Source organism: Salinicola sp. LHM, from assembly GCF_034479735.1.
Taxonomy (GTDB): domain Bacteria; phylum Pseudomonadota; class Gammaproteobacteria; order Pseudomonadales; family Halomonadaceae; genus Salinicola; species Salinicola salarius.
The window spans coordinates 1,073,127-1,092,416 of sequence record NZ_CP140261.1 but is presented as its reverse complement, the minus strand read 5'-3'; the positions used below and the strand labels follow the sequence as shown (position 1 = coordinate 1,092,416).

General features: G+C 63.1%; 11 protein-coding genes. 2 read left to right on the top strand and 9 right to left on the bottom strand.

Features of this window, described 5'->3' with window-relative positions; translation table 11 throughout:
* Nucleotides 1–9 precede the first annotated feature (9 nt).
* From treY to R5R73_RS05215, 7 genes are all read right to left on the bottom strand, one after another.
* Entirely contained in the window at nucleotides 10–2,745 is a 2,736-nt protein-coding gene (gene treY / locus R5R73_RS05245) for a malto-oligosyltrehalose synthase (RefSeq protein WP_322529034.1), read from the bottom strand.
* On the bottom strand, nucleotides 2,742–4,877 hold the full coding sequence (gene malQ / locus R5R73_RS05240; protein WP_322529033.1) for a 4-alpha-glucanotransferase: 2,136 nt from the start codon (nucleotides 4,875–4,877) through the stop codon (nucleotides 2,742–2,744). The genes treY and malQ overlap by 4 nt, the downstream gene beginning before the upstream one ends.
* Nucleotides 4,874–6,784, bottom strand: a complete 1,911-nt coding sequence (gene treZ, locus R5R73_RS05235) for a malto-oligosyltrehalose trehalohydrolase (RefSeq protein WP_322529032.1) — start codon at nucleotides 6,782–6,784, stop codon at nucleotides 4,874–4,876. The genes malQ and treZ overlap by 4 nt, the downstream gene beginning before the upstream one ends.
* Entirely contained in the window at nucleotides 6,781–8,130 is a 1,350-nt protein-coding gene (locus tag R5R73_RS05230; protein ID WP_322529031.1) for an alpha amylase C-terminal domain-containing protein, read from the bottom strand. Before R5R73_RS05230 ends, treZ begins: the two co-directional genes overlap by 4 nt.
* Nucleotides 8,127–9,749 (bottom strand): glycogen synthase GlgA, encoded by a 1,623-nt coding sequence (glgA, locus tag R5R73_RS05225; RefSeq protein ID WP_416221219.1) that lies wholly within the window; start codon nucleotides 9,747–9,749, stop codon nucleotides 8,127–8,129. The genes R5R73_RS05230 and glgA overlap by 4 nt, the downstream gene beginning before the upstream one ends.
* 358 nt (nucleotides 9,750–10,107) lie before the next feature.
* On the bottom strand, nucleotides 10,108–13,296 hold the full coding sequence (locus R5R73_RS05220; protein ID WP_322529030.1) for a multidrug efflux RND transporter permease subunit: 3,189 nt from the start codon (nucleotides 13,294–13,296) through the stop codon (nucleotides 10,108–10,110).
* Complete coding sequence (locus tag R5R73_RS05215; RefSeq protein ID WP_244179807.1) at nucleotides 13,296–14,585, bottom strand: efflux RND transporter periplasmic adaptor subunit; 1,290 nt, start codon at nucleotides 14,583–14,585, stop codon at nucleotides 13,296–13,298. Before R5R73_RS05215 ends, R5R73_RS05220 begins: the two co-directional genes overlap by 1 nt.
* A gap of 175 nt (nucleotides 14,586–14,760) precedes the next feature.
* On the opposite strand from R5R73_RS05215, the gene R5R73_RS05210 reads away from it, so the two are divergent.
* Both R5R73_RS05210 and R5R73_RS05205 read left to right on the top strand, forming a co-directional pair.
* The gene (locus R5R73_RS05210; protein WP_276232350.1) at nucleotides 14,761–15,420 is read left to right on the top strand and encodes a TetR family transcriptional regulator; all 660 of its coding nucleotides are present in this window, start codon (nucleotides 14,761–14,763) and stop codon (nucleotides 15,418–15,420) included.
* A 208-nt stretch (nucleotides 15,421–15,628) separates the two neighbouring features.
* Entirely contained in the window at nucleotides 15,629–16,585 is a 957-nt protein-coding gene (locus R5R73_RS05205) for an SMP-30/gluconolactonase/LRE family protein (RefSeq protein WP_322529029.1), read from the top strand.
* A gap of 13 nt (nucleotides 16,586–16,598) precedes the next feature.
* On the opposite strand, the gene R5R73_RS05200 is transcribed toward R5R73_RS05205, so the two are convergent.
* A complete protein-coding gene (locus tag R5R73_RS05200) occupies nucleotides 16,599–17,384 on the bottom strand; it encodes a fructosamine kinase family protein (protein ID WP_276232378.1) in 786 nt (261 codons plus the stop codon).
* 37 nt (nucleotides 17,385–17,421) lie between these two features.
* Nucleotides 17,422–19,284: a monovalent cation:proton antiporter-2 (CPA2) family protein gene (locus tag R5R73_RS05195; RefSeq protein ID WP_322529028.1), complete on the bottom strand. Its 1,863-nt coding sequence runs from the start codon at nucleotides 19,282–19,284 to the stop codon at nucleotides 17,422–17,424.
* Between the last annotated feature and the right edge of the window lie 6 nt (nucleotides 19,285–19,290).

Genomic DNA, 19,290 nt, shown 5'->3' with positions numbered 1-19,290 from the left:
GTAGCGGGTTCAGGATGTCCATACCCAAGCCCCGCAAGGGAAATCCGACAAATGTTGATGTAGCGACAACTCGGACGACGACGCTACCGGTGCCGACGTCAGCCAGGGGTCTCCGCTCCCCGTCAGTCCCAGCGTCTCGAGAGACAGCGCCGTATCCGACCACTGCAGTTCCCGTTGCGCCGATGACGGCGACAGCACCCTCGACAGGCGCGGCACGACGACTATCAGAGTCAGGGTCGGCGTCCGGCGGGCGAAGGCAATGACGTAATCCGCGTAGGCGCCGCCGGCCTCCAATGGCAGGTACTCTCCTTCGCTGAAGAGGCGCGGATGCTCCCGCCTCAGATTCAGCAGCCGCTGCACGACCGCCTGCTTGACGATACCGTCCCGCCAATGCTTCCAGGCCGAGTCCGGCGTCTCGGCGCTCCCCAATGCCTCACGGCGCGCAGCCATGTCCACCGGGCGGCGGTTGTCAGGATCGACCAGCGACTGGTCCCAGAACTCGGTGCCCTGGTAGAGATCCGGTATGCCCGGCGAACACAGCCGCAACACCGTCTGCGCCAGGCCGTTGATCGCCCCGGGCAGGTCCAGCAGCGCTGCCGCCTCGGCCAGTTCCCGCGTCAGATCGCCACCGCTCAGCGCACAGCGCACGGCATCTTCGCCCGCCTGCTCATAGGTTTCGTCGGGTGCCAGCCAGTGGCTCGCGAGCTTGGCCTCGCGCATCGCCTTCTGCTGCCAGGCGACGATTCGGTCGGCGAAGTCGTTCAGCGCCTGGCGGTTCCGGTCGGCGAACTCGGCGTCAGGCTCCAGCTTCAGTTCCAGGGGCCAGGCCGCCAGCAACAGCTGGAGCATCATCAGGCGATCCCCGCCGCTGGGCGTCTCGCCGCTATCGTAGAGGCGCTGGTCGCCTGCCCAGGCCCGCATCCTCGGTACCAGCACGTCGCTCATTTCGCTCATCGCCGCCAGCCGGGCGCGGACGTCTTCGCCACGCTTGTGATCATGCGTCGCGGTGGTCAGCAACGTACGGGGAAAGCTCGCCAGGCGCTCCCGGTTCGCCTCGTGCAGACGTTTCGGTGCATAGGCAAAATGCGCCCCTTCGCAGCCGACGTCGTTGCGGGACAGCAACACCGCCGAGCGATAACCCGCGGTGTCCTCGACCGCCTTCGCCGCCAGCGGCGATGTCAGCTGCTGAAAACCGGTCACCGCTTTCAGGCGCAGCGTACGCTCGGGTTCGTCGAAAGCGCCGGGCGCTTCGCCTCCCAGCCAGTCATCGAGCAGCGGGAGCCAGGCCGCATCGGCTGCCGACAGCTGCGATCGGGCCATCTGCATGGCATGGTCGAAGTCTTCGGCGTCGGCATCGGGCCGACCATCCTGATCGGCGTAGCTGCGATAGACGGGATAGCCGACCGCAAGCGCTCCCAGCACACGGCGGATCGCCGGCGACGTGAACTCCCGTGTCTCGGGTCTGAGCCGGGCCAGAGCGTCGACCGTCCGAATGCATCTTTCGAACTCGGCGGTCAGGGCGCCGTCGAGCATTTCCCGACGAGCTGTCTGCACCTCGGCAGCGAAATCGTCCGTACGTCCGCTGACCTCTCGCCACAGGCGAGTCAGCGACTCGCGTCCTGCCGGATCGTGCTGGATGCCGGAAACCAGATCGAGAAATTCGTACCCCGTGGTGCCATCCACGTCCCAATCCGTATGCAGACGCTCGCCATGCCCCAGGATCTTTTCTACATAGATGGGACGTCGATCCTCGTAGCGTTCGCCATTGAGGGCGCGACGGCGTCCAGCGATCGCTTCGAGACGCGCGCGCAGGCGCAGTGCGTAACCGCGGGGATCGGCCAGGCCATCGATATGATCGATGCGCAGCCCGTCGATCCAGCCGCGCTCGACCAGCGAGAGCATGTAGGCATGAGACAGATCGAAAACACTCTCGTCCTCGACCCGCACGCCGACCAGTTCGGTGATATCGAAGAATCGACGCCAGTTGAGCGCGTCGTTGGCGGTGCGCCAATAGGCCAGCCGATAGGCCTGACGCTCCAGCAGCGCGTGCAGTTGCGCCCTGCCCTCCTCGGTTGCGGGGTCATGACGGGCGAGAGTGGCCGCGATGAGCGGATCGTTGGCCCAGCGCTCTGGGTGGCTGGTTTCCGGTGACCGGAATCGTTCGGGTGTCGGGCCGTCTCGATCAGCATCGGCGTCGGCCGATGCCAATAGCGCAGCGGTATGGGCCGGGTCCAGCGGAAACCGGTGCTCATGGTAGATGACGAAAAAGGCCGCTCTGTGCGCGTCCCATTCCAGCGTCAGCTCACCGTTTTCCAATACCTGCGTGTAACGGTCGCCGAGAAACGGCAACAACAGCTTGCCGTCGGCGCCGGACTGTTCCCAGTCGATGTCGAAGAAGCGGGCGTATTCACTGGTACGGCCATGCGCCAGTACGTCCTGCCACCAGGGGTTTTCGGAGCCCACCGCCAGATGATTGGGCACGATGTCGGCCAGGATACCCATGTCCGCCGCGTGCAGCGCTTCGACCAGCCGGGCCAGCCCTGCCTCGCCACCCAGCTCCGAGTCCACCCGGGTCGGGTCGATACCGTCATACCCATGGGCCGATTCGGCTCGCGAGGCAAGAAAGGGCGAAAGATAGAAGTGGCTGATGCCCAGCGCAGCGTAGTAGTCGACCTGCCGAAGGGCATCGTCGAAGGTGAAGTCGGCATGCAGCTGCAACCTGACAGTGGCGCGAAGCGGTCTCATGTTCGGCGCCCCCGGCGTATGCCATCGATGCGTGACAGGCGCTGCTGCACCACCGGATCCTTCAACGCCTGGGGCGCGGGTACCGGTAGCCGTCGTCGCCAGTTGGGATGCTCGTCGAAGGTCCCGGGCAGGTTGGCCTGCTCTTTCAATCCCAGCAGATCCTCCAGCGGAAACAGTGCCAGCGGCGTCGAGGTCTTTGCCACATGCACCAGTACGGCATCGATGACATCCTCGACGTCCACGCTGTCGCTGGCGATACCGTCATCGCTGGCGACACCGTCGAGTTCGCAGACGCTGACCAGGCGGCGTCGATCCTGACGCCGCTGCTCGCTGAGTTCGGCGGGATCCTCGTCCGCTTTCAGCAGCCCCAGCTGGTTCCGCCAGCGCAGATCATTTTCCAGCCACCAGCCTGCTACCGTGGGCAGATCGTGGGTGCTGGTGGTAGCCATGGTGGTCTGGCGCCACGCCTCGGCCGGCAGGAACGCCTCGCCCTCTCGCTCGAACCACATCACGCTCATGCCCAGCACGCCCCGCGCCGCCAGCCGATCCCGCAGCCCCGCTTCGACGGTCCCCAGATCCTCGCCGATGACGATGGCCCGATGCCGCCAGGACTCCAGCGATACCAGTCGCAGCAGATCGTCCAGCGGGTAGCGCAGATAGGCCCCCTGCTGGGCCGTTTCTCCTTCCGGAACCAACCATAGCCGCGAAAGCCCCAGAATATGGTCGATCCGCAAACCGCCGGCATGGGCCAGACTGGCTCGCAGCATAGCCAGGAATCCTCGATAGCCGGAATCGACCAGCCCCTGAGGGGAGAACGCTGCCACGCCCCAGTTCTGGCCGTGCGCATTGAAGTCGTCCGGCGGCGAGCCCACGCTGAGCCCCGGAAACAGCTCTTCCGGATCGCTCCAGGCCTGGCTGCCGGTGGGATCGGCGCCCACGGCCAGATCGGCGATCAGGCCGACCGCCATTCCAGCCTGACGCGCGTTGTTCTGCACGCGATCGAGCCCGGCCGCCACCAGCCACTGCAGGAAGACTGCAAACGTGATCGCTTCCCGGTGCTGTTCGGCGAACGCTTCCACCGCTGCCCCGCGGGGATCCCGCCATGCCTCGGGCCACTGTCGCCAGTCGGCATGCTCGGCATGCGCCTGAAGCACTTCGAAAAGGCAATGACGTTCGAGGCTTCCGCCGCCATCGCGACGGAAGGCGACCAGTTGCGAGCGCCAGGCGAGCGCGCTCTCGTCACGCTGCACGTGCAGGAACAGCCGTTCCAGCATCGACAGTTTGAGGCGCGCGCTAGTCGGCCAGTTGATCAACTCGAGACTGGCCTGCTGCGCCATCGCCTCGCTGAAAGGCGCCTGCGCCCGCGCCAGGGTCTCCGCATCGAAGACACACTCCGGCGAGGCATGCCAGACGTTGTAGAACAGCCGGCTGGAGGGCGAGTAGGGGCTGAATCGTTCGGGATGCGCGGCAAACGACGCATGCAGCGGGCTGATGGCAACCGCATCGGCACCGGCGCGCGCCACCACCGCGCAGAGGTCGTCCAGCGCCTGCAGGTCGCCGATACCGGCATCGCCCTCGCGCCGCAGCCCGTAGAGTTGTACCGCTACGCCCCAGTAGCTCGGTTGGGCATGACGATGCTCCCGGGCGATATCGTCCAGGGTAAAGCAGCGCGGCGGCGCCACCGCCAGAATCCGGGATACGCTGTCGTCGCCCCGCTCCGTCAGGAAACAGAGATGGTGATAGCCCGTCTCCTGAATCGCGGGCAGACAACCGTTATCGTCGAGATGGCCGTCCATCGTCTCGCCGCTCTCGAGCCGGATAGCGAAGGCGCACCCACCGCTATCGGCGACGGGTATCTGGGTGAGCTGGCCCTGATCGGCGATCAGCATCGGCGGCAGTTGCTCGAACGCGGCGGGCCATCGTCGCGCCTGCCAACGGGCCAGGCTGGCGGCGACCTCCTCAGCGTCACCCGCCGGCCAGCCAAGGCGGGCCAGCATCGTGCGCTGGCGATCTTCGGACAGCGTCTGGGGCTGGTTGTCGCTACCGTCCCATTCGCACAGCAAGCCGACCGATTCTGCCAGTTGGCGCAACCGGGCGCCGGCGTCGTGACCGGGTTCCTGGGCAGTACTCATGCGATTGGTTCTCCTGAAATGCCATCCATTGGCTGGAGCCAGACGACGCTCGTCAGTGCCGGCAACTGGCCGCCTTCGACGAGATCGACTGCCCCGTCTCGCGAACAGGCCAGCGGTTTCCCCGGCGGGATCACGGATACCGGCTGCGAGGCGAGGTTGATGGCAACGGTCAGTACCTGGCCGTTGCCTAGCCGCCACTGTCCCTGGACGGCCTTGTCGCCGAGCACGCGCGACCCGGCGGTGCTGCATCCTTTCAGCCCGGGAACGATGTGGCGATGGCGTAACTCCAGCCAGTGGCGAAAACGCGTCTGGTAACGATGCTGTGCCGGCGTGCTCGCCTCATCGAGATGGGACGCTTCGAACGTGGCCAAGGCATTGGGATCGGGAATGCGCTCGCGCTGCGCCGGGTCCTCGAAAGCGCTGAACTCGGCGAATTCGCGGCGACGGCCTTCCCGTACCGCATCCGCCAGGGCGTCGCGATGGTCGGTAAAAAACAGAAAGGGTTGTGTCGAGCCCCACTCGTCGCCCATGAACAGCAGCGGAATGGCGGGAGAGAGCAGCAGCATCAGCGTTGCCGCATCGAGCGCGTCCGGCTCGGCCAGCCGGGATAGACGCTCCCCCAGTGCGCGGTTGCCGATCTGGTCGTGATTCTGCAGAAAGTCGATGAACGACGTCGGCGGCAGATGCCCGCTGGGCTCGCCGCGCGCCTCGCCCTTGCGTGAAGGCTGGCCCTGATAGATGAATCCTTCGCCCAGCGCGGTCGCCAGCTTTTCCGTGGTGTGCTCGGCGAAGTCGGCGTAGTACCCCTCGCGCTCGCCGGTCAATAGGACATGCATCGTGTTGTGCCAGTCGTCGGCCCACTGCGCGTCGAACAGCGTCGGGTCCAGCAGGCTGGCCTGGTTATGCTCGTTTTCCAGCATCAGGTGGCAGTGACGAGTCGAACCGACCCGCTCGCGCAAGGTCTGCCCCAGCTCGACCAGAAAATCCCGCTCGCTGATGGCGTGGACGGCATCGAACCGCAGCCCGTCGAAACGATACTCGAGCAGCCACATCAGGGCGTTATCGATGAAGAAGCGGCGCACTTGCGGACGACGGAAATCGATGGCATCGCCCCAGGGCGTCTGCAGGTCATCGCGAAAGAACGCCTTGGCGTAGTGCGCCAGGAAATTGCCATCCGGGCCGAAGTGGTTGTAGACCACATCGAGGAAGATCATCAGCCCGTGCCCGTGGACATCGTCGATCAGCGCCTTGAGCGCCTCCGGCGTACCATAATAGGCCGCCACGGCGTAGGGCTGGACGCCGTCGTACCCCCAGTTGCGCTCCCCCGGACATTCGGCGAGCGGCATCAGTTCGATGGCGGTCACGCCCAGTTCCACCAGTTCGGGTAGCCGTCGGCGCAATCCGTCGATTCCGCCGCAGGCGCCCAGATGAACCTCATAGATGACCGTCTCTTCCCATGGCCGGCCTGTCCATTCGTCGTGGCGCCATGTGTAGCGATTCGGGTCGACCACGCAGGTCAGCCCGTCGACGCCACCGCGTAGCGCTTTCGAGGCGGGGTCGGGCACGGGCATGCCGTCATCGTCACCCTCGACGAACACGCGATAGCGATAGGCGGCCTGCGGCGGGTAGTCGAGCTCGAGTTCGAAATCCCCCTCCGCCATCGGGTTCATCGGCTGCGGCGCCATGCCTTCGCACTCCAGATCCACCCGCTGCGCGCTGGGTGCCCACAGGCGAAAGCGAACGCGCCCCTCGGCGGTCAGTGATGCGCCGTAGAACGGCGTCCAGGCCGCCTCATTCATTTCCATGACCTCGGATGACGTGGCACCAGATGACGTGGAACCAAATGATGTGGCATCGGATGACGTGGCGGCCATACTCGAGTCGCTGGAACCGGAAGACGCGCTCATGGGGTTTCCTCGATCCAGTTTTCGTGACGCAGGAACAGCGCGGCCATCGGCGGTACCGTCACGGTCAACGACTGGGCGTGACCATGGCTAGGAATCGGCTTCGTCGTCGCGCCGCGACTATTGCCTACATTGCTACCGCCGTAGAAGACGCTGTCGCTGTTGAAGATTTCCCGCCACCAGCCGGCGCTGGGAACACCCAACCGGTAGTGGTAGTGGACGGAGGCCTGGAAGTTGCAGAGGCAGATCATGCTGGCATGGCCGCTTTCGGTGTGACGGGCGAAAACGATCACGCAGTTATCGCTATCGTCGTCGACCAGCCATTCGAAACCGAGCTGACCGTCGTGGCGGATCTGCATTGCCGGCTCGTTGACGTAAAGCCGGTTGAGATCGGCCATCATGCGCAATATGCCCGCGTGACGGCTTTCGAACAGTAGCGGCCAGTGCATGGCGGCTTCCCGAGGCTCGGACAATGCCTGACCCAGTTCGACGCCCATGGCCACCTGCTTGTCGCCGGGCAGCGCCCACATCAATGCCAGGCTGGCTCGATACGCTGCGAAACGCTGCCAGTCGTCGCCATGAATGGACTGTCGCCACTGACCGAACGTCGATGCTTCATCCGGCATCTGTTCCAGCAGCCCCCGATCGGTTTCGTGTGGCGTCAATGCCTCGATCCAATCGGCATGCCAGCGGGAGCGCTCGGCCGGGGCAAGCGCTAGATAGTGAGCGCTCGCGACCTGCCAGCGTGGCCGCCGATGCAATGTCAGCAACAGTTCGGTGGTCTCGCTCTGAAACAGGTGGCAGCCGCTGGCACGGGAAGTGCCATCGACTTCCTCGAAGCCGTCGATATGACAGCGTTGGCACCAGGCGAGAAACGCGGATTCAGGCGTTGGCGAGGCCGTCGGATACCGGACCATGACACCTACGCCGGCGACATGGCAGGTTTCGACGAACTGGCAGACCACGGCTTCGGGCTGGGCGATGAGCGCCTCGTCGAGCACGACATGGGTAAACCCCAGATCGGCGACGTAAGGCACCAGCTCCTGCGCCAGATGGTTCCAGTTCAGGGGCGGCGGGAATCGAGAGACATACCAGTCCGAGGCGTCGAGGCGGTAGAGCGCCAGCGGCATATCGCCACCGTGGCGTCCGACCCTGGCCCGCATCCAGTCGCCGTCGTCCCAGGGCCACGTCGCCTGGCTCGCGCTGCCACCCGACGAGACCGTGGAGAAAGACGAAGACAATGCCAGCGTCCAGGCCGCTTCGGCCAGGTTCCTGCGCTGAAGCTTGAAGCTCCGTGGCCATGAAGGCGACATCTTGCCGGGCGTGCGATTGTCGGCAGTAGTCATCATGGGCTTGTCACGACGTCTTCGGTTCGCACTATCGCCTCCGTCAACAGGTCGGCATAGAGTCGCCGATAGGGAATCACGGCCTGGCGCCAATGCAGGCGCCCCGCCATCGCCGCTCGCCGCATGGCGTAGAACAGATCGGTCGCACGGAACAGGTCGAACGCACGCAGCACGGTGGCGCGATAGGTTTCCAGGCTCATGTCGTCGAACAGCAGGCCATTGATGCCATCCTGGATCGTATCCGCCAGGCCGCCGGTGCGATGCGCGATCGGCAACGAACCGAAGCGTTGCGCGTAAAGCTGGCTCAGGCCACAGGGCTCGAAACGTGACGGCATCAGCAGGAAGTCGCTGCCGGCATAGATCTGCCGCGCCTCGCCCTCGTCGAAGCCGATATTGACCCCGACCTGGCCGGGATAGAGCGCGGCCATCTCGACCAGCGCCTGCTCGATGGCGTACTCGCCGCGCCCGATCACCACCAGTTGCCCGCCGGCTCGCACGATGGCGTCGGCGACCTGAATGGTCAGATCGAGCCCTTTCTGCGCCACCAGCCGGGAAACCACCGCAAACAGTGGGCCACTGCTCGGATCCAGACCGAACATCCGGCGCACGCGCTGCGTATTGGCACGCTTGCCATGCCAGTCGTTGATGCCGAAGTTGGGCGCCAGGTGAGGGTCCGTGCGCGGATCCCAATGGTCATCGATGCCGTTGAGCAGACCGCTGAGTCGCCCCTCCAGCGCACGTTTCTTGAGCAAGCCCTCCAGCCCGCAGCCGAGGGGAGCCGTGGTGATCTCGTCAGCGTAATTGCTGCTGACTGTCGTCACATGGGAAGCGTAGGAGAGTCCCGCCTTCATGAAGGAGAGCTGGCCGTGAAACTCCACCCCATCGATATGAAACGCGGATGCCGGGATACCGAGCGCCGGGAGCCGTTCGGCGGAAAAGATGCCCTGATAGGCGAGATTGTGGATGGTATAGATCGAGGGTACGTAACGCTTGCCGAGCCAGCGGACATAACCCGCCGTCAATCCGGTCGCCCAGTCGTTGAGATGCAGGAGCTCCACCTGCCAATCGAGCAGGGTCGGATCATTGACGATCTCGGCGGCCGCCATTGCCAATCGCGCAAAGCGGATATCGTTGTCGGCCCAGCCTACGCCCAGTTCGTCCCCGTAGGCGTTACCGACACGATCATAGAGTTCAGGACACAGCACGACATAAACGACCAGGCCATCCTCGCAGATAAGACGGCCGATCTCGCAGGCAGGCAAGTCATGGCTGGCGGGAAGACTGGCCAAACGCACGATCTGTCGTCCGGCCGACAGCAATTGCCGATAGCCCGGCATCAGAATGCGCACGTCGTACTGGGGTTTCAGCGCACGAGGCAAGGCGGCGGATACATCTCCCAGCCCGCCAGCCTTGATGAAATCGGCAATTTCGGTGGTCACGAACAGCACGCGCCGATTGCGCCTGGGCGGAGCGGGAAGTGGCCGCGACAACGCCCCATTCGACAGTGACCCGCTCCCCGCTATTCGCGAGACTTGACTCGATACCGGCGAAACGCAACGGGAATCACCCGAGATTCTCGCGGCCGTCCGGCTGTTCTTTCCATGAACTGCGGCCTGCGTCATGTTCAGCCTCCCTGAACATCGATCCACCAGTCGACATTAACCAGCTTGGACCCTCATCCTGCGCTGAGGTGGCTAACCCGACCATAACCGACGTTAATCAACGGGTTCGACGACAACGGCAACTGTCAGCCGAAGTCTTGAGCGGATGATTCACGAGCGGATGGCAGTCGTCTGACGGTATTGACTCCCTCGTCACCGCCCCTTCAGCCTGATTAAAGATATATGCCACCGGCCGGAAAGCGTCAAAGCCTGTTTTGAGGCCTCACCGCAGCCGATGAAGGGCAGCCAACAAAAAAGGCAACCCCCAAGGGGGGTTGCCTTCAAAGGACCGAATTATTGGTCATTTTGACGCAGTCGATTATCGACTGTTGCGCGCCTCCGGTTGACCGTCGTGACGCCGTTCGCCATTGCCAAATTTCGCCTGTAACCCATGGGTGACTTTCATGATCAACACATAGGTTGCCGGCACGAAAATCGTCGCCAGCAGCGTGATGGAGATCATCCCACCGACCACCGGCGTACCGATCTGGTTACGGCTTGCCGCACTGGCACCGGATGCCAATGCCAGCGGCAGGGTCCCGCCGATGAATGCCAGTGACGTCATCACGATCGGACGGAAGCGCTGGCGTGCCGCCACCTTGGCCGCATCGACTACAGATAGCCCCGCGTGCTTGCGCTGCTGTTCGGCGAACTCGACGATCAGGATGGCGTTCTTTGCCGCCAATCCGACGACTACCAGCAAGCCCACCTGCAGGTAGACACTGGTGCTCAAGCCAGCCAGGTAGACCGCCAGGATGGCACCGACGAAGGCGAACGGCACCGCCGACACCACCGCCAAGGGCAAAGTCCAGCTCTCGTACTGCGCTGCCAGGATCAGGAACATCATGACCACGCCAAACGACAACGCCAACGTTGCCGCGGTGCCCACATTGACCTGCTGATAGGCCTCGCCGCTCCAACCCATTCCGTAATCGGAGCCCAGCGTACTGGAGACGACTTCCTGCATCGCCTGTACCGCTTGCCCGGAGCTGTAGCCAGGCGCCGGACCACCGGAGAACTGAGCCGCCGAATAGGTGTTGTAGCGCTGCAGCACCGTTGGCGCCTTGTCGCGGGTGAGCGTCACCAGCTCGGATAGTGGAATGCGTTGACCGTCGCCACCGCGCACGTAGACCTTGTTCAAATCATCCGGGTTGCGACGGAAATCATCCTCGGACTGCAGATAGACCTGGAAGTTACGTCCCGAACTCGTGAAATAGTTGACGAAAGAACTACCGAACGTACTCGCCATGGTGGTGTTCAGGTCAGCGATATCGACACCCAGACTACGCGCCTTCTCGGTATCGACGTCCGCCCGGTAGGATGGCACGTTGGTATCGAGTGACGAGAAGACACCTGCAAGTTCCGGCCGTTCGGCCGCTGCCTGCATGACCTTGCCGGCCGCCTCCGCCAACTGCTGCGAGGTATCGCCGCCGTAGGACTGAAGAAAACCAGTGAATCCGCCGGTCGGCGACAGCCCCTGAATCGGCGGCAGGTTGAAGGCAACCGTCTTGCCTCCCGGAATCTGGCCGCCGATCTGCATGATCTTCTGGGTCAACTGATCGACGGTGATATCGCGCTCTTGCCACGGCTTCATGGTAATGAAGACCGTACCCTTGGCGGTATTCGGCGAACTCGACAGAATATCGAAGCCCGGAATGCCGGTAACGTAATTGATCCCCGGCACCTCATCACGAAGCCGCTGGCTAAGCTCCTGCACGTAGGCATCCGTACGCGCCACCGACGACCCTGCCGGCAAGTTGACGGCGGCCAGGGCGACCCCCTGGTCCTCGGAAGGCAGCAGCGCCGCCGGCAACTGGGCAAAGATCATCCAGGAAGCGACGCCGGCAACCGCCAGGCCCACCACCACCAGCCACAACTGATGGATGATGAAGTTGGTGATCGCCATGAAGAAATCGGTGATCTTGTCGAATATCTTGTTGAACCAGTCGAACGGCTTGCGGATGGCACGCACGAACCCGGACTGCTTCATGCGATCCTGATGCTTGAGGAAGATCGCGCTCATGGCCGGCGTGAACGACAGAGCCACGATCGCCGAGATCGCCACCGAGATCGCAATGGTGATCGCGAACTGCTGGTACATCTGACCCGTCAGACCGCTCATGAAGCCTACCGGCACGAACACCGCCGACATGATGAACGCCGTCGCGATGACAGCGCCAGAGACCTCTTTCATTGCCTCGAGCGCGGCACTGAGCGGCGTCGCCTCCTCGTCCTCTTCCATGATGCGTTCGACGTTCTCGATGACCACGATCGCATCATCCACCACGATACCGATCGCCAATATCATGCCGAATAGCGAGAGCAGGTTGATCGAGAAATCGAGCAGATACATGCCGGCAAACGTGCCCACCACCGAAATCGGCACCACCGACATCGCCACCAGCGTCGAGCGCCAGCTCTGCAGGAACAGGAACACGATCACCGCAACGAGAAGCAGCGCCTCGATGAAGGTGCGCTCCACCGATTCGATGGAAGCGTCGATGAACAGCGTGGTGTCGTAGGGGATATCGTAATCCAACCCCGGCGGGAAGCGCGTCTTGAGATCCGCCATCGAGGTCTTGACTTCCTTGGCCACGTCCAGCGCGTTGGCACCCGGCTGCAGATAGATGGCGATCGGCGCAATCGGCTTGTTGTTGACGTAGGCCTGGATGCCGTAACTGTTCTTGCCCAGTTCGATCCGCGCCACGTCGCTCAGCCGCAGCGAGGAGCCATCCGGATTCGTCCGCAGCACGATTTCGCGGAACTGGTCGACGTTTTCGTAACGACCTTGAGTGGTGATGGTGTAGGTGTAGGGCGTCGGATTGGCCTGCGGCTCGGCGCCGAGCTTGCCGCCCGCGACGACAGCGTTCTGAGCCTGTATGGCCGAAGAAACCTCGGCCGGCGTCAGATCGTACTGCGCCAGCTTGTCCGGATTGAGCCAGACGCGCATGGCGAATTCCTGACTCCCCAATACCTCCGCCTGCCCTACGCCGGGAAGCCGTGACAGCTCGTCGGTGACGTTGATGTTGGCGTAGTTGGTCAGGTAGAGCGAGTCGTAGGCGTCCGAGTCCGAGGTGAGTCCAACAAACAGCAGGATGCTCGAGGAGCGTTGTTCAACGGTAACGCCCTGTGATTGCACTTCGCTCGGCAACTGCGACAGCGCCCTCTGGACCCGGTTGTTGACGTTGATCGTCGCCGTCTGAGGGTCGGTGCCGATGTTGAAATAGACACTCATCGACATCTGACCGCTGTCGGAACTCGACGAGGTCAGGTAGATCATGTCCTCGGTGCCGTTGATCTCCTGGGCGATGACGGAGGCCACCGTGTCGGAAACGGTCTGCGCGCTGGCGCCGGGATAGGTGGCCGACACGCTGATCGTCGGCGGTACCACCGGCGGATACTGTTCGATCGGCAAGGTGCGCATCGCCATCAAGCCGATCAGCGTAATGATGACCGAGACGACGGTGGCGAATATCGGCCGCCTGATGAAAACGCTGGAAAAATTCATCAGTTGGCTCCGTTCTGTCCGCCGTTCGCCTCTTGCGCATCACGCTGGGCGCCCGCGACGCCTTCACCACCTTTTGCGTCGGGCTCCTGGGAGGGATTCTCACCGGCGTTGTTCTGCGGCTTGGGCACCTTGCCGCTGAACGGCTGTGCATCGATCTGATCGCCGGCGGAGATGCTGCCGATTGCCGACACGACGACCCGGTCTCCGGGGTTCAGCCCCTCGGTGATGATCTGCCAGTCGCCGGCGATCTCGCCCAGCGACACGAATCGCGTCTCGGTCTTGCCTTCGTCGTCGAGCACGAAAACCTGCGGCCCCTTGAGCCCTTCGGTCACGGCGATCGACGGCACGGCGTAGACGTCGTAACGCATCATGTTGGGCAGCGTCACGCGCACGAACTGGCCCGGCAGGAAGATTTGATCGTCGTTCTGAAATACGGCTTCGGCCTGTACCGTGCTGGTGGATTCATCCACTCGCGAACCCAGAAAGTCCAGCCGGCCCCGGAGCTGAAGCGCATCACGGGAAGCGCTTTCCGTACCGGGCGCGGTCAGCACGGCCACGTTGGCCTGATCGGCATCCCCCTGCTGGCGTTGCTGACGCAGCGCAAAGGCGTCATCGGCTGGCAGCGAAAAGCGTACCTCGATCGGATCCAGCGGCGTAATGGTCGCCAGCTCCTGAGGCGGCTGTACCAGATTGCCGACGTTGATCTCGCTGAGGCTGATCATGCCGCTGACCGGCGCATTGACCTCGGTATAGCTGAGATCGATCTGGGCACTGTCCAGCGCTGCCTGAGCCTGAGCCTGGGCCGCCTGAGCCGTGCGCAGATCGGCCTGGGCCTGATCACGCTGCTGCTGACTGATGGAGTTCTGGTTGTACAGGCGCTGATAGCGTTCGGCATCACGCTGGGCACGATAGACTTCCGCCTTGGCGCTCTGCACGTCCGCCTGGCGCTGCTTGACGGTCGCTTCATAAGGCGCCTGCTCGATGGTGAAGAGCTCGTCGCCCTTCTCGACCATGCTGCCCTCGCGGTAGTGACGCGCCTCGAGGATGCCTTCGACACGACCCATCACGGTCACTTCACGATTACTGCGAATCTGGGCCGGGTATTCCTTGGAAAGCGAGACATCATGCGCCTCGACCTCCATGACCTCGGCCTTGGTGGGCGGCTTCTGCTGCTGGTTTCCACCTTGCTGAGCACTTTGCTGATCATCGCCGCCACAGCCGGCCAAGGCCAATGACAGCAACAACGCCCCACCGAAGCCGAGGGTGCAATTCATGAGATTAGGGCGCATGAGTCTCCGTCCTGGAAGAAAGGATGCCTAGGGTAATCCAGCGAGCTTACAGGCATACATACATGAATGTAAACTTGCAGAAAATTGGTTATGCTCTTGTCGCGGCAGTTTTAATCACAACATAAGAAACGCCGGTCCGATGTCACGCCCCCACTCACCTTTCGACGACACCATCATGCCCAAACGCACCAAGGCCGAAGCCGAGGCAACCCGCGAGGCGTTACTGGACGCTGCCGAGGTCATTTTTCTCAAACGCGGCGTGTCACGAACCTCGCTCGAGCAGATAGCCCGGCAAGCCGGCATGACGCGCGGCGCGGTCTATTGGCATTTCAAGAACAAGTCCGATCTGTTCCACGCCATGCTCGATCGCGTCAAGATGCCACTGCGCCAGTTACTCGATGATGTCGAGGATCCCGACCAGCCCAACGCGCCGCTGGAAAGCCTGCGCCTTGCCACGCTTCATGCTATCGAGCGACTACAGGGTCCGCGCTCGCGCCGCGTGCACACCATTTTGCTGCACTGCAGCGAGTCCGCCAGCGATGTCGATATTCTCGCGCTGCAGGATCAACTGGCGTGCGACTGCTATGAAACGATGGTCGAACGCTTCGAAGAAGCGCGTGATACGGGAACCCTGATCGATAACGTCGAACCGGAAATTGCCTCTCGCATGCTGATGTCGATGATTTTGGGCCTCCTGCATGACTGGCTGCGTGACCCTGAGCGCTATGATATCGGCGATGTCGGCCCGCGCATGCTCGACACCTTCTTCGAACGCATTTCTCTTCCCTCGGTGACGTCGTCTTCACCCGGCAAGCCTGCCGCACGAACGAAATGACACGGCCAGGCCGGACCCACATGCCATGATCGGCGTCCGGTCTCCTCCTATCGTCGCAAAGACACGATTGGCTTGACACTCGACACTGGACGTTTTTCGAGATCGAAGCTTTTCAAGACAAGAGCTTTTTTCAAGATAAGAACTTTTCCAAGACAAGAGCTTTCCCAAGATAAGAGCTTTTCCCAAGACCAAGAGAAGAATGCCTATCATGCCCCACCCCGACTGGCTCGTTATCGAGGACGAACGTTTCTCTTCCCTGGTGCTGCCCAACGGCCAGCTCGACTCTCTCTGGCGAGGAGGCCGCTGGTGCGAGGGGCCGGCCTATTTCGCTGCCGGGCGCTATCTGCTGTGGTCGGACATCCCCAACGACCGCATCATGCGCTACGACGAGAATGACGGTCATGTTTCCATCTTTCGTCAATCTTCCGCTTTCAGCAACGGCCAGACACTGGACCGGGAAGGCCGCCTCGTTACCTGCGAGCACGGTAGCCGTAGCGTCACCCGTACCGAACACAACGGCCGTATCATTACGCTGGCCGATACCTACGAGGGCAGCCGACTCAATTCCCCCAACGATGTCACCGTCAGGTCGGACGGCTCGATCTGGTTCACCGATCCCAGCTACGGCATCGACAGCGATTACGAAGGGGGGCTGAGAACTTCCGAGATGGGTTGCCACGTCTATTGCCTGACCGTCGATGGCCAACTGCATCGCGTTGCCGAGGATTTCGAAAAGCCCAACGGCCTGGCGTTCTCCCCCGACGAAGCCTGGCTCTACGTGTCGGATACCGGTGCGACCCACCGAGCCGATGGCCCCCGGCATATTCGTCGCTTTCGGGTCGAGGAGAGTCACCGCCTCGTCGGCGGCGAGATTTTCGCGGTCTCGGACTGCGGGCTGTTCGATGGCTTTCGCCTGGATGTCGCCGGCAACCTCTGGACGAGCGCCGGGGACGGTGTCCACTGCTACGCGCCGGATGGCAAACGCCTTGGTCGCATTCTGATTCCGGAAACCGTAGCCAACGTCTGCTTTGGTGGCGTCAGTCGCAACCGGCTCTATATCTGCGCTACCACGTCGCTCTATGCAGTCACGCTCAATACACGTGGCCACCATGTCATCGGTGAAGCGATTGCGCCTTCGGAGATTCGCACAGCGAGCCGAACCTGAGCAGAATCCGCTTCTATCCGGCCAGTATGCGATCCACCGCGCGCGAGACGCCACCGAGATAGCCCCGGCCAAACAGAGAGAGATGGTTGAGCAGCGGGTAGAGCTGAAACAGCGCCTCGCGCCGCTCCCAGTCGGCGGGACGATCGCCATCCCAGTAGGCTTCGAAGAAGGCATCGCCCGGCCCGCCGAACAGCGTCAGCATGGCGATATCCACCTCGGGATAATGCCGGTAGACCGCCGGATCGATGATGGCCGGTCCGGCGGGCGTGAACAGCACGTTGCCCGACCATAGATCGCCGTGCACCAGGCAGGGCGGCGTATCGGGCAGCCAGCTTTCGAGCGACTCGGCGACACGTTCGATACGCTCGGCGAGACCGGCATCCAGCAACCCCTGCTCGCGACACAGCCTCGTTAGCGGCAGCAGGCGCCGCTCGCGCTGGAAGACACGGCCGTCCGCCAGCGGTGCGTTGGGCTGAGGCGTCGCGCCGCAGGCATTGTCCCGCGGCCAGCCGTGTCCGGCCTCCGAATCTCGAGAATCGCGGTGCATCTGGCGCAGCCCTTCACCCAACGCTGCGCCGTCGCGTCGCCCCGTGGCATCCAGGGCTTCCATCACCAGCAGGTCGTCATCCTCGGCAATGACCGTCGGTACAACGAGCAGACGACAAACGCTGGCCAGCGCCCGCAGTCCATCGGCCTCTCCGGCGACGCGCGCCGCCGAATCCTGCTTGACGATGCAGGGCCTCGCCCCCTCGATTCGCCACAGCCCGGCGCCGCTGTCACCGCCGGAAAGCGGCGTCATGCCGGCGTCGAGTTCCAGCCTGGTATCGGCCGACAGCTCAAGCGCCGCGAGCCGGCGTTTCAGTCTCTGCAACGGTGTCTGCGTCATCGCGCATCTCCTCACGATCGCCGGTATCGGTATCCTCTTCGCGTCTGCCGGTTCGCCCCCGGTTGAGCTCCTGCTGGAACAGGGATTGCAACTCGGCCATGGCCGCCTTCTCGGTCGCCATCAATTGCTCGGTATCGTTGCGATGCGCATAGGTATCCTTGAGCAACTGGTTGTCGAAATCGCGGAAGGTGCGCACCGCATTGATGGCGTTGGCGCTGGGATACCCCAATCCCTTGAGGACCTCGACGCTCATCTCCATGCTCGAGGCGAACGTTTCACGGACCACGCCATCGACGCCGATCTCCATCAACTGCCAAGCGTGATGGCGATTGCGCGCCCGCGCATAGACGGTGAGATGCGGAAAATGCGTCTTTGCCAGCCTCGCGATGGTCAGCGCGGTGTTCTCGCCATCCACCGCGATCACGAGCAGGCGCGCCTTGTCGATGCCCGCCGCGCGCAGCAGATCGAGCCGGGTCGCATCGGCATAGAAGATGCGCGAACCGAAACGGCGAATGAACTCGACTTGAGCGATATTGGGGTCCAGCGCCGTGAAATTGATCCCCTGCATTTTCAGCATACGCCCGACCATCTGCCCGAAGCGGCCAAGGCCGGCAATGATCACCGGCGGAGTATCGTCGCCGAAGTCGGTATCGAACGGCCGGCTCTCCTTGAGACGGTCGCCCGCTTTCTCCCCCAGTTGATACAAAAACGGCGTGGCCGCCATGCTCAGCGTGACCGCCGCGATACACAGGCTGGCGATGCGCTGATCGATGACGCCGGCAGCCACCGCCGCCGTCAACAGCACGAAGTCGAACTCGCCGCCCTGGGAGATGATCGTCGCCAGACGAGGGATCTCCGGGCGGGGCAATCGCGCCAACAGGCCGACGATCACCAGTACCACGGACTTGGCCAGCATCATGGCAATGGCCAGACCCAGCACCAGCCAGACGTTGTCCAGCACGAGAACGAGATTGACCGACATGCCGACGGCAATGAAGAAGAGCCCCAGCAGAAGCCCCTTGAACGGCTCGATATTGGCTTCCAGCTCGTGCCGGTACGGGGTGTCCGCCAGCATGACACCCCCCAGGAAGGCGCCCAGCGCCATCGACAGCCCCGCCCACTCCATGACCAGCGCCATGGCCAGCACCAGGAACAGCGCCGCGGCGGTGAATATCTCGTGCACGTCGCTACGCGCGATCAGCGCCAGCACGCGGGGGAATACCAGGCGACCAAAGGCGATGGCGGCGATCACCACGCCAATGCTGCGAGCGATGAGCCAGCCGTCGCCGGGCGCGGCGTCGGCACGCCCGGCCAGAAACGGCAGCAGCGCCAGCAGCGGTATCACCGCCAGATCCTGAAACAGCAGAATGGAGAACGCGCTCTGACCGTGCGGCGTCGCCAGTTGACGGCGTTCGTTGAGCACCTGCAGCGCAAAGGCGGTCGATGACAGCGCCAGCGTGAGCCCGAGGAAGATGGCGATACTTGGCGGCAGATCCAGCAGGAGCCCGACCGGCATCAAAAGCGCTGCGCAGCCCGCCATCTGCAGCGTTCCCAGACCCAGTAGACGCTTGCGCATCGACCAAAGACGACGCGGCTCCAGCTCCAGACCGATGATGAACAACAGCATGACCACACCGAACTCGGAGAAATGCAGCACCGATTCGGGCTCGGAGATGAAGCCGCTGATCGACGGGCCCGCGAGCAGACCGATGCAGAGGTAGCCCAGGATCGACCCCAGACCCAGACGCTGAAACAGGGGAACCGCAAGGATGGCTGCGCCCAGCAGCACAGCCGCTTCAGTGAGAAAGCCCATCGAATA